The sequence below is a fragment of the Metabacillus hrfriensis genome (assembly GCF_030127205.1).
GTDB lineage: Bacteria > Bacillota > Bacilli > Bacillales > Bacillaceae > Bacillus_P > Bacillus_P dongyingensis.
In genome coordinates, this window is the sequence record NZ_CP126116.1 from 2,722,724 (window position 1) to 2,734,994 (window position 12,271).

The 12,271-nt window shown below is 41.2% G+C and carries 10 protein-coding genes and 1 pseudogene; 2 read left to right on the forward strand and 9 right to left on the reverse strand.

Features of this window, described 5'->3' with window-relative positions; genetic code table 11:
- Nucleotides 1-7: 7 nt before the first annotated feature.
- The 8 genes and pseudogenes from QLQ22_RS13580 to QLQ22_RS13610 form a co-directional block, all read right to left on the reverse strand.
- On the reverse strand, nt 8-1,183 hold the full coding sequence (locus QLQ22_RS13580; RefSeq protein ID WP_223435398.1) for an acyl-CoA dehydrogenase family protein: 1,176 nt from the start codon (nt 1,181-1,183) through the stop codon (nt 8-10).
- A gap of 92 nt (nt 1,184-1,275) precedes the next feature.
- Complete coding sequence (locus tag QLQ22_RS13585) at nt 1,276-1,674, reverse strand: acyl-CoA thioesterase (protein ID WP_223435399.1); 399 nt, start codon at nt 1,672-1,674, stop codon at nt 1,276-1,278.
- A complete protein-coding gene (locus QLQ22_RS13590) occupies nt 1,655-3,079 on the reverse strand; it encodes an iron-containing alcohol dehydrogenase (protein ID WP_284014968.1) in 1,425 nt (474 codons plus the stop codon). Before QLQ22_RS13590 ends, QLQ22_RS13585 begins: the two co-directional genes overlap by 20 nt.
- Before the next feature lie 113 nt (nt 3,080-3,192).
- Nucleotides 3,193-3,342, reverse strand: coding sequence for a hypothetical protein (locus tag QLQ22_RS13595; RefSeq protein ID WP_252206956.1), 150 nt, complete (start codon nt 3,340-3,342; stop codon nt 3,193-3,195).
- Between the two features lie 67 nt (nt 3,343-3,409).
- Nucleotides 3,410-5,638, reverse strand: coding sequence for an AAA domain-containing protein (locus QLQ22_RS13600; RefSeq protein ID WP_252206957.1), 2,229 nt, complete (start codon nt 5,636-5,638; stop codon nt 3,410-3,412).
- Between the two features lie 158 nt (nt 5,639-5,796).
- Nucleotides 5,797-5,931 (reverse strand): annotated as a pseudogene (locus QLQ22_RS25160) (iron-containing alcohol dehydrogenase); the annotation flags it as partial.
- A 44-nt stretch (nt 5,932-5,975) separates the two neighbouring features.
- A complete protein-coding gene (locus tag QLQ22_RS13605) occupies nt 5,976-6,896 on the reverse strand; it encodes a 3-hydroxyacyl-CoA dehydrogenase family protein (protein ID WP_223435404.1) in 921 nt (306 codons plus the stop codon).
- Between the two features lie 238 nt (nt 6,897-7,134).
- Complete coding sequence (locus QLQ22_RS13610) at nt 7,135-8,496, reverse strand: aspartate kinase (RefSeq protein ID WP_284014969.1); 1,362 nt, start codon at nt 8,494-8,496, stop codon at nt 7,135-7,137.
- Between the two features lie 187 nt (nt 8,497-8,683).
- On the opposite strand from QLQ22_RS13610, the gene QLQ22_RS13615 reads away from it, so the two are divergent.
- Both QLQ22_RS13615 and QLQ22_RS13620 read left to right on the forward strand, forming a co-directional pair.
- A complete protein-coding gene (locus QLQ22_RS13615) occupies nt 8,684-9,910 on the forward strand; it encodes an MFS transporter (RefSeq protein WP_284014970.1) in 1,227 nt (408 codons plus the stop codon).
- A gap of 129 nt (nt 9,911-10,039) precedes the next feature.
- Nucleotides 10,040-11,302: a 3D domain-containing protein gene (locus tag QLQ22_RS13620; protein WP_284014971.1), complete on the forward strand. Its 1,263-nt coding sequence runs from the start codon at nt 10,040-10,042 to the stop codon at nt 11,300-11,302.
- Nucleotides 11,303-11,412: 110 nt separating this feature from the next.
- Here the strand turns inward: QLQ22_RS13620 and QLQ22_RS13625 are convergent, their stop codons facing one another.
- Nucleotides 11,413-12,021: a TetR/AcrR family transcriptional regulator gene (locus QLQ22_RS13625; RefSeq protein WP_284014972.1), complete on the reverse strand. Its 609-nt coding sequence runs from the start codon at nt 12,019-12,021 to the stop codon at nt 11,413-11,415.
- Nucleotides 12,022-12,271 lie beyond the last annotated feature (250 nt).

Consider the following 12,271-nt stretch of genomic DNA (forward strand, 5'->3'; position numbering starts at 1 on the left):
TCCTTTTTTAGATGAATTGTCCGATTTTGACATTTCCTTTTAAAAGATTGCGGGAAAGAATTAAGCGCTGAATTTCATCTGTTCCGTCATAAATTCTCCAGAGGCGGGCCTCACGATACCAGCGTTCAATCGGAAGTTCTCTTGTATAGCCCATTCCGCCATGGATTTGGAGAACGCGGTCAACAACACGATTCCCCATATTAGAGCCGTATAGTTTGGCCATTGATGCCAAGTGGCGGTTGTCCTCACCTTGATCAAGCGTGAACGCAGCATTTAGGACAAGCCATTTTGCAGCTTCAATTTCAGTTGCTGAGTCTGCAATTTGCCATTGAATGGCTTGACGGTCAGCGATCGGCCTTCCGAATGTTTCGCGTTCTTTTGAATAATCAATGGCCATCTGCAGCAGGCGTTCGGCTGCTCCGACAGCTGTTGCCCCAACGATCCATCTTGCAAAACCGATCCATTCGAGCCCGAGTTTATACCCGCCGTGCAATTCACCGAGAATGTTTTCTTCAGGCACGCGGACTCCATCGAAAAATAAGCTGGCCGGTCCCCACTCGCCCATTGTATGAATATATTCAGACGTCCATCCCATATCCCGGTCAACGATGAAACATGTGACGCCGTCACGGCCTGTTGACCTGTGCTTTTCTTTATCTGTTATCGCAATAACCATAACAAAATCAGCTTCATTTCCGCCTGTAATAAACGTTTTTTCACCATTTAGGACCCATTCGCTGCCGTCTTTTACTGCTGTCATCTGAATATTTCTTGTATCAGATCCTGCTGCCGGTTCTGTCATTGCAAAACAGGATTTTTTGTCGCCATTAATTGTAGGAATTAAATACTTTTCCTTTTGTTCTTCATTCGCATAATAGAGAATGTTGTCTGCTGAGCCGCCAAAGCGGAACGGAACGAATGTTTTGGATACTTCCATTTGCACAATGGCAAGCATCATCTGCCCGATATCTGCACCGCCGTATTCTTCAGGTGTGTTAATGCCCCAAAAGCCGGACTGCTTCGCCTTTTGCTGAAGCTCGTGCATTTTTTCTTTTGAAAGACTTGGCTTTCCTTCTAATTCATTTCTAAGAACGGTATTTTCAAGTGGCATTAATTCATTTTCAACAAATTTACGGATTGTTTTTTGAACCATTCTCTGCTCATCTGTTAAACGCAAATGCATAACATTCACTCCATCCTTTAAAATACTAACCAGTTGGTATGTTACTAGTGTATTTTGAAATTTCAGAAAAAACAAGCTTTAATTTTGAAAACTTACATGTTTGTATAGAGATGGTTCTGTAATTCCAGTCTAATGGCGTCCGGAATGCGTTCTGATTTTTTTTCATGAACATTATAATGCACATAGATAGCTGTCCCTTTTGCGCATAATTCCCCGCCCTGATGAATTTCTTCATAAAGCTCTAAGCTTGTGTTTCCGATTCTTTTCACCCAGGAATAGACTTCGACTTCTTTGCCGTAATAAATTTGGCTGATAAAATCGACATTCATGTTTAAAATAATCATTTTCCAGTCCTTAAAAGACCATTCAGGATTGAATAAAGCAAAGAGCTGATTTCTTCCTGCTTCAAACCAGACTGGCACTGTTGTATTGTTGATATGGCCGACCCCATCTGTTTCGGAAACTCGCGGTTCAATTGTTGTATGGAACATGCTTCATCACTCCCTCTGCCTTTAACGTTCCGTATAGGGCTGCATGGTAGACTTGTTTCACATCCTTGAGCTGAAAGGCTCTTGGACTTCTTGCAAGCAGTCTTGTTTGCTTGATGCCGCCCGCCGCTAATTTTTCAATATCCTCTTCAGTAATGCCATATTCTTGAAGAGTATGGGGCAGGCCAACATCTTCCATCAGATTTCTAATTTCTAAAACGGCTGACTGCGCGAACTCACGATCGCTTTTGCCGTTTCTCTCAATACCCAGCGAAGAAGCAAGAATCGTCATTTTATGTAAGCAGGACGGCAAAATATAGTCAAGGACATATGGAAGCAGCACAGCATTTGATTCTCCATGTGAAACTTTAAATAAGCCCCCTAGCGGGTAAGCTAAAGCATGTACACCGGCGACACCCGCATTAAAAAAACTGAGTCCCGCAAGCATACTTCCCCATGACATACTGCTCCGGGCTTCGCGGTTTGCGCCCTGCCAGACTGCTGTGCCGATACTAGAAGCAATTTTTTCTATTGCTTCTAATGCCAGAGTATCTGTAATAACCGTGGCATTAATGGATAAAAAGGATTCAATCGCATGTGTCAGTGCATCAATCCCGCTTGCAGCCGTTACTCGCGGCGGCAGAGAATAAGTTAATTCCGGATCTATGATGACGGCATCTGCTAGCAAATAGTCATGAGTAATGACATCCTTTGTTTCTTCTAATGAAAAAACGGCTATATCCGTCATTTCTGCACCGGTGCCTGATGTTGTCGGGATCATGATTTTAGGCAATCCCCGTTCTGACAGTATTTTTGTTCCTGATAAATTTAAAAAATCCGCAATTGTGCCTTCATTTTTTGCAAGAACGGATGCAGCTTTAGCTATATCAAGACAGCTGCCGCCGCCTATGCCAATGACAAGATCAGCTCCTGAGTTCCTGAGAGCTTTGACTGCACCATCACCAATAGAAACTTGCGGTTCAGGCTGAATTTCTGTATAGCATTCGATTTGGATTTTATTTTCTTCAAGCGTCTGTTCTATTGGAGAAAGAACTCCAAGTTGGATTAAAATTGGATCGGCAAAAATAAAAACTTTAGAAGCGTGATATTCATTAATAAGGTGAAGAAGATTTTGAATAGATCCTTCACCAGTTACAATTTTATTGGGTGATCTGAACGTTTTCACAAAGCTCCCTCCAGTTCTTTGGAACAAAAAGTTTGAATGACACGGTTCATTTACCATACGCTCTGCATAATCCCCTGCTGTATATTCTTCAATTACCTTTCTCCAAAAGCTTTGAGCAGGTTTATTCCTTTCAATTTGAAATATTTCCCATTTCCTGCTATACATCTGAAAAACATTGTTGGCAATTTTTTTACCGAGACCTGATCGCCGAAATTTTTTCATGATGAAAAACTCCGCCATCGAAAAATGCTCTTCAGATGCATCGTACCTTACATAGACAAAACCTGCATACCATCCTTTACATTGATCAGATAAGGAAATCGCCCTTCTTCAGTTCAGTAGTTTTCGAAATAAGGATAATCATTGAATCTGCCTTGTCCGTTAACTTTGTCATTGTTAAATTCAGTGAAATCATAGATGTAACATTGCATTAAATTTTCGATTGCCTTATCTGAATCAGCAGCGGGAAATAACCTGTACTCCATTCTGTTCCCCCTTCTTCATTCTTTTATCAACACTACTTATTCGAGAAAATGGCCGATCTTCCTCTTTTTATGAAAAGGAGAGCTGTGTCAGAAAATGCTGAACGGTTTTTGGGGAATACAGCCTCGCAGCTACATACGGAGGCTGCACTCTGTTTGCTCCTTCAAATGGCTGTCCGAGCCATAATATTTGGTCATCAATGATAACAAATGGGAATGGCAGATTTTCTTGAATCCAAGTACATTTAAACACCGGCTTACTGTCAGATATAACCGAAAGAGTGATTCCATGCCCAGCATTCTTCAGGACATTGGTCAAATCCTTTTCAAGACTCATAGATTTCGGCAGTGAAAGAATGATCCGTCGCTTGGCAGAACAGATGTCTTCAAATAGTGGTTCCTGTTTTAGAGCGTGCATCCATTTCAATTTTGGATGATGGTGCTGAATCCATTTTCCAATATGCTGATGAGTGACGGACTGATGATTTTTCTCCTGATGATCCACTAGTTGTCTGAGTGCTTTGCTGCGGTATACGTTTTTACGGATAAAGTCTGTATTGCTGACATGTATGAATTTTCCCTTAGTCCTTGTAATGGCAACATTGATAAGTCTTTCACTGTCCTTACCCGCAGTCAGCATTCCGGCACGATTCTCCGGAAAACTGTCAACACTGTCAAAAATCATCACATCCCGCTCGCTGCCCTGAAATTTATGGACGGTTGCTGCAAGAATATCTGCATTCAGGAGTTCTTCTTCATATAAATCACCTAAAAGCTGCTGCATCAGAGAAGCCTGTGCCCGGTATGGTGTCACATAGCCGATTGATCTTACACCAGAGAGATAGGATTCGTGGATGCTTTGAAATGAAAGCAGCAGATGCCACAAATTAAACTTGGAATGCGACGTCCTTTCTTTTATACAATGCTCGCCAGTATAACTTGCATCCAGCAAAATGGATGCTCTGTTGGGAAAAGGAGTTCTTATTACAAGCTGATTTCTGCTTTTTTTGACACTTTCATGGTCGCCTACTTGATTTTGATAAACATATTGATTGGTAAATGCAGAGATTTCCGGATGCATTCTTCGCTGTTCTTTCAAGAGAAGCATTTGCGGATGTAAATCTTGTTTGATGTCTGAAACACCTGAGCGGATGAAAATATCTTCTTTCAGCCATTTTTCAACGAGTTCATGACGAGAAGAAGCAATAGGCGGCAGCTGTTTAAAGTCCCCGCACAGAATCACCCGCCGGCCAAGCGATGCAGCAAACGCTGCCTGCGGTACGTAAGCCATGCTTGTCTCATCGACAATAACAACGTCAAATTCGTCTTCATATATGTTTGAATCACTTGCTGCTTTAGCAAGGGTTGTTCCAACTATAAATGCTTCTTTTACAAATTCAGATTCCTGCTTGCGTATTTTCTCAAGGACTCTGCTGATTCTTGTTTCAAGATCAAGCAGCTGATTGGAATCCCGCTTGCTGAATGAATCCGATAAATCCTTTTTTAAGAGCTTTCTTTCATCGAGAAGCTGATATCTGTCCTTTGATAATGCAGGGTCTTTCTGCAGGAGGAGTTCACTTGTTGTAAGGGGTACAGGAAAGGCCGTGTCAGCGCTCCCAGTACCATAGCGCAGCAGTTCCCCTTCAATAAATTTCTCCTTTTTATGAATAAAAACTGCGATTTCCTTCATTAATACATCCACAGCACTGTTGCTGTGTGACAGAATCAGCACACGTTTTCCTTTAAAATAATGATTGGCTGCTGTTCTTGCAAGAGTATAGGTTTTCCCCGTGCCGGGAGGTCCCCAAACGAAAGTGACCGGATTGTATTTTGACCTTATAAACAATTCATGGACTGAGCTTTTCCCTTTCTCTGACGGATGTTTTGGAGGCATCGAGGGATCCATCAGCTTTTTGATTCTGGCCCTCTTAATCTTGCTTTTTTTCATGTCATCAAGCCTTGCAATTAGTTCCTCAAGCAGTTCCCACGGGTCGTGGAAAAGAAAAGCCTCATGAATGAGATCTCCAAACGATCTTTCAAAAGATAGAATGATGCTTTGTCCTTCTGAAGAGAGGACTCTTCCTTTGTGCTTTACTCCGTCCCATTCTAATTTGACTGAGGATCCAACGGGAATTTTCAGACTGCCGCTGCTCTCAAAATAGTAAGTAAAGGCATCCCCAGCTGATAATAGATGTCCATTTGCAACACGGTATTTCGTGCTCCCATATTTCTTTAAATAGCCGATTTCAATTTGAAGGGCCTGCTGCCATTCTTTTATATAGGTTTTCGTTGTAATCAAGGTAATCTGCTCCGTTCAATGAAAGAGGCAAGCCCGTATATCCTGAGCCTGCCTGTCTGAGCTTTTAACTATACAATATTTTCACCTTGCCGTCATGTTAATTGAACCAGCGCTGTATGACCACTTTTTTCCTCGTTCTCCATTATATAATTTTCAACTATGATGGTTACGTCTGTTGCTTCAGAGCCTGAACCTGCTGTAGTCGTAATCGCAATCAAAGGAACCGGGGGGATGCACGGCTATTTTTTTGCCTCCAAAATAATCCCGATATACCCGCCATTTGCCGCAAGTACCAGCAAATGAATTCAATCTGATCTTTCTCCATTCTGTAAAACGCTTACATTTTAAGCAAGTGAATCAGCTGTTTATCCCTGATGTCTAAGTTCCCTTCTCCTGTGCCGCTATATTCATAAATACCCTTGCCGGTTTTTGAACCCAGATTCCCCTGCTTGACGCTTTCCACAATAAACCGCGGAGCTTCCGTGCTGCAGTCGAGTTCCGGGAACAAATTTCCGGTTACCTTTTCCCAAATATCAAGCCCTCCCATGTCTGCAATCCGCAGAGGTCCGTTCAAGGCCCATCTCATGCCGGGTCCTTCAGACATGACCTTATCAATGTCATCTGCATCCGCGATGCCTTCTTCAAGCAGATAAAAAGCTTCCCTGACTACTGCAGCCTGCAGGCGGTTCGCAATAAAACCCGGAATGTCCTTATTAAGAATGACAACTTTCTTGCCTGCAGCTTTTAAGAGATGGCTAACTTCTTCTACTGCCCATGGCAGAGTGTGCTCATGTTTAACTACTTCAACCAGTTTGACTAAATGAGCAGGATTAAAGAAATGGGTGATGAGCAAGCGCTCAGAAAAAGGGCACTCTTCAGCAAGTTTTGTAATCGGAAATGTAGAAGTGTTGGATGCGACAATTGCAGTTGAACTTATCATCGGTTCGAGCAATTTAAATAACTGCAGCTTAAACTCAAGCACCTCAGGAATTGCTTCAATAATCAGATCAGCGTCATGAACAGCTTCGCTAAGGTCCGTTGAATAAGAGAGCATTTCCAGCGTTGCTTTTTGTTCATCACTGTTTATGTAAGATTCCTTTTTCATTACCTCTAAATTCTGAATAATCATTCGTCGAGCTTTCGTTAATAATTCTGCTCTTAAATCATAAATCGTCACCGGACAGTGAGCAGCAGCAAATAACTGGGCAATGCCGTGCCCCATTGTTCCAGATCCAATAACAGCAACCTTCTTAATCAAACTCAGCTTCCTCCTTATTTCCGAATTATCGGTATATTCCATCATTATATCGCAGTTCGATAAAAATTGTCAGTTAAGTACTGATGTCACCATTAGAGGGTTTGCTCGACAAATGAGAGTTTTCGATAAAAAATGGAGGGATTTCGATATGATTATTTCCAGTAATAAATAACCCGCAGAGACTTAGCTCCAAATCAATAAAAAAGCACTGCCTCTAATCCAGCAGTGCTCCCTTTAATTATGCATAAACGCTTACAAAAAATTCCTCATAAAGTGCCTGAACAGCTTTTTTTTCCTGAGCTTCTTTTACACCAAACATCATGCTGACTTCTGATGATCCCTGGTTGATCATTTCGATATTGACGCCTGCTTCTGCGAGAGCTTTTGAAGCACGGGCTGCTGTGCCGATATTATGGCGCATGCCTTCCCCCACCATCATAATTAGAGACAGATTATGTTCCACTGTCACCTCATCCGGCTTCAGGTCTGTGCGGATCCGCTCTAAAATAAGCTCTTCAGTCTCAGCATTCATTTGTTTTTGCCTCAGAATAATACTTAGATCATCGATTCCAGATGGACTGTGCTCATAGGTTAACCCGAAATCCTCTAAAATTGAGAGCAATTTTCGTCCGAATCCAATTTCTTTATTCATTAAATATCTATTTACATAGATACTGCAGAAATCATCATCGCTGGCAATGCCGATAACAGGTCCATTCGTATTTTTTCTTTCGTTCACAATTCTGGTGCCTGCAGCTTCCGGATTATTTGTATTCTTAATGTGAACAGGAATACCGGCCTCAAAAGCAGGAATCAGCGCTTCATCGTGAAAAACAGAGAATCCGGCATAAGAAAGCTCACGCATTTCCCGGTAGGTAAGCTCGCGGATTTCTTTTGGATTTGGAACCACATTAGGATTAGCTGAATAAACCGCATCCACATCCGTGAAATTTTCGTATAGGTCTGCTCCTGTTCCATTTGCAAGGATGGATCCGGTAATATCTGAGCCGCTTCGCGAAAACGTCACAACTTCTCCTTCTTCGTTGTAGCCAAAGAATCCTGGAAAAATAAGAATGCCGGGAAGTTCCCTTAAAGCTTTCAGATTTTCGTAAGATTTTTTCAGAACTTGTGCTGTTCCGCAAGTTTCTTCTACAAACAGCCCTGCATCTTTTGGATTTATATAAGATGCTTCAATGCCTCTGCTTTTAAAATATTCAGCAATCAGCTTTGCATTGCTGTCTTCTCCGCTTGCTTTTATTGCGTCTATGTATCGGTCTTGCCGAGTCTTATCTGCATCAAGCAGTTCAATAAGATCATTTTCGATTTTGGAAACGATTTCAGCCGGCAATTTCAGCTCTTCTGCCACTTGAGAATACCGGGCAATAACAGCAGTCAAATATTCGGGTGCTCTTTCCCCTCGCAAAGACCTTTCGCCAAGTTCAATTAAAAGATCCGTCACCTTGCGATCTTCTGCATACCGTTTGCCGGGCGCTGACACAACGACCACTTTTCGATCAGGGTCAGATGTGACGATATCAAATACCTTTTTAACCTGATTTCCCGATGCTAACGAACTTCCTCCAAACTTAACCACTTTCATGCGAACATCCCCTAATTATTAAATTTTCAGGTGAATTTTAAAATCTATTTTACTCTTTTTACATGAACATTCAAGGGTTTCTTGTGCAAAAGCATTTTTTATTTGAATTTTTTGATTTCTTACCTCTCATTTTGTGGTAAAATACTTTTCGTCTATCGAAATATTCAGTTGAGAAAGGACTCATAAAATGGAAAACGCAGCTTCATTAAAAAAACCGGTTTCAAAACCGTCTCCGCCTATTTACAACATCCTTTTCATCATTGGTTTATGTCATTTATTAAACGATTCAATTCAATCCGTTATCCCTGCGATGTTTCCGATTCTTGAAAATACGATGGGGCTCACGTTTACCCAGCTTGGCCTTATTGCCTTTACGCTCAATATGGTTTCCTCTGTCCTGCAGCCGGTTGTCGGCTGGTATACAGATAAAAAACCAATGCCCTATGCCCTGCCTATCGGGCTTACGAGCAGCTTAATCGGAATTGTCGGCCTTTCATTTGCTCCTTCTTTTTCAATGATCTTATTAAGTGTCTTTTTCATTGGACTAGGTTCTGCGGTCTTTCATCCTGAAGGGTCAAGAGTGGCATATTTAGCAGCTGGAGAAAGACGCGGCCTCGCGCAGTCAATTTATCAAGTCGGAGGAAATACAGGATCTTCATCTGCTCCGCTGATTACAGCGCTCATTCTCGTTCCATTCGGGCAGTTTGGCGCGATTTGGTTCACTATTGCAGCAGCTCTTGCAGTTATTTTCCTTATTTATATAGCAAACTGGTACACATTAAAACTTTCAGATATTAGAAGAGAAGAAAAGAAAAATGGCACTAAGAAAAAAGAGGTAAAACTGACGAAAGCCATTTTTTCTGCATTAGCCGTTATCGTATTTCTCGTTTTTGCACGTTCATGGTATGGAAGTGCCATTTCAAATTTTTACACGTTCTATGTGATAGAAAAGTATGATTTAAGTATTGCCCAGTCACAGGTTTATATCTTTATCTTTCTTGTCATGGGTGCACTTGGAACCTTTGCAGGGGGGCCTTTGGCAGACCGTTTCGGCAAACGTACGATTATCCTTTATTCTCTGCTTGCTACAGCGCCTTTTGCCCTCATTTTGCCGTTTGCAAGTCCAATAGCGGCATATCCGCTGATCGCTGCAATTGGTTTTATATTAAGTTCAAGCTTTTCTGTAACTGTTGTTTATGCCCAAGAGCTCATTCCGGGAAAGATTGGCACAATGTCCGGTTTGACAGTCGGGCTCGCATTTGGAATGGGGGCAATTGGTTCTGTTGCTTTAGGCTCATTGATTGACGCTTTTGGATTAACATCTGTAATGACAGGCATCGCTTGTCTGCCGATTTTAGGAGCACTTGCTTACCTGCTCCCCACAGATCAAACCTTAAAAGAGTGGCAGCAATAACCGACAGCCTTTACGATTTGTCATGGATTATTTTCATTAATTTGTCGCATATTGAATGATTTAACAGATTTGTAATCTAAAAGGCCCCTCTTTTGTGGTATAACTAAACTACAAGAAAGGGGTTGTTTTATGAGATTTTCAATGCGTATGATTGCCGCGCTTTCTGTTGGTTTTGTTACTCTATCAAGCTATAACACTGCCCTAGCGCAAACGAATCAGGACACCTTGCATAAAGCTGAGAAGCAGCTTGACCAAAATCAGGAAGTGCTGAATCAAAAAGAAAAACAAAAGCAAGCAGTACATACCGCTGTACAGAAAATGGAAAACGAACTTCAGAACATGGAAGCTCTTGTTGTAAAAAATGAAAAAGAATACGCCTCCATTCAAGAAAAGATTAAAAAGACAAATCAATTAATCGATGAAAAGAAAATAGAAATTGTTGCACTTCAGGACAAGGTATTAAGCCGTGAGGAAATCATGCATGCAAGGCTTGTAGCCCTTCAAGAGAATGATCACGCTGATATTGTCATTCATACATTAGTTAATGCGGAAAGTGTTTCGAACTTATTTGAGAGAATTGGAGCAGTTGCCACTCTCCTAAATGCTGATAATGACATTTTAGAGCAGCAGCAGGCTGATTTAAAGAAAATCGAAGAAGATAAAAAAGAGATTGACAGACAAGAGGTTCTGCTGACTGAACAGAAGCAAATATTAGCATCAAGCGGTGCCAAGCTTGAAGAAGCAATGCTGAACAGACAAAAGAAAATGACTGCCCTTCAAGCTGAATATCAAAAAATTTCAACAGAAGTGACCCTTGCTGAACAGGAAAAATCAGCTCTACAGGCTCAAATGAAATCAATTGAAGCAAGCATTAAAAAAGAACAGGAAGCGGCAATTGCACGGGCCGCAAGTATTGCCGCAGCGAAAAAGAAAGAGCAGGCAGCTCTTCTTGCTGAAGCTAACGCCCGTGCAGAAGCGGCAAAAGCAAAGGAAGCGGCAATTGCCAAAGCTGCAGCAGTGAAAAAGAAAGAAGCTGCAGCAGCCAAACCTGTATCTGCTGGTAAACCCGCTGCCAACGAGCCTCCAAAAGAAGAAAAAGATGAAAGCAAAATCTTCTATGTAACTGCTACTGCTTACAGCCATGAAGATACGGCCAGCGACTATACGGCCATTGGAATAAATATTAAAGAAAATCCAAATATGAAACTCATTGCTGTTGATCCAAAAATCATTCCTCTGGGCAAGAAAGTCTGGGTTGAAGGTTATGGAGTTGCTATTGCAGGTGATACAGGCGGTGCAATCGTCAATCATAAAATAGATGTTTTGATGCCTACTAGTGCAGAAGCCAGGAAATGGGGCCGTAAAACGGTAAAAGTCGAAGTATTAGATTAATAGAATCAAAAAAAGAGAACAATGTGTTCTCTTTTTTTTTGATTTTATAAGATTTGATGGACGTACCGATTCTTATAATCCAAAAGCGTAAAATAATTTCAATATAAAGATTATTTCAAAAGAACAGGGTCTTTCCTAAACAAATCCTTCATCATAGCTGTAAACTGACAGGTATTAAACTCATATTTTGATCCACTGTGGACGTTTCTCATTCTAAACCCTGAAGACATCAGGACAAAAAGTTCAGCTGTCTGATTGGCATCAATCTGCTCGCTGATCACTCCATTCTTTTGACCTGATACAATCCAGAGCTTTGAAAACTCAAACATCCATTGATCAAATTCACGGAGAGCTTCCTTTGCTTTTTTTTGTTCATTCCTGCCGATAAAGTATAACAGGATTTGATTCACGACATCTTTTGGATGATTGATTGCTTCGAAACTCTCTGATAAAACATCGATAGGGTCCGTCATATCTTCTTTGCTCTTCCCCATTTTTTCAAAGAATTTTTCATTTGTTTCATGAATCCTCGCTTCAAGCACTTTAGCGAATAGCTCATCTTTGCTTTTAATATAATGATAGATGGCTCCCTTTGACAGGCCTGTTCTCTCCATGATTTCTGAAAGGGTGGTTTTGGCGCAGCCCACTTCCTTAATCAATGCAGATGCAGCTTCAAGCAATGCCTTCTCTGAGCGCACTCTTCTTTCAAATTGCTTCATAATTCGACGCCTCCTTTCTACATTTTAAAAACAGACCGGTGGTTTGTAAAGTAGAATTAAGTCTCCTTTTGCTGATTGAAGACTGATTAACGCAATTAATGTCAGCAGCTATCTCTGATCATACGAAATGCATAGACCCAAGGTAATTTTTTTCTTTAATTATAGAACTTAAAGAAATAGACAGAAAAAACAAAGCTGCACGCAAGCCCTGTTTTTTCATGTCATTTTTGTAAAATTATATTAAAAAAAT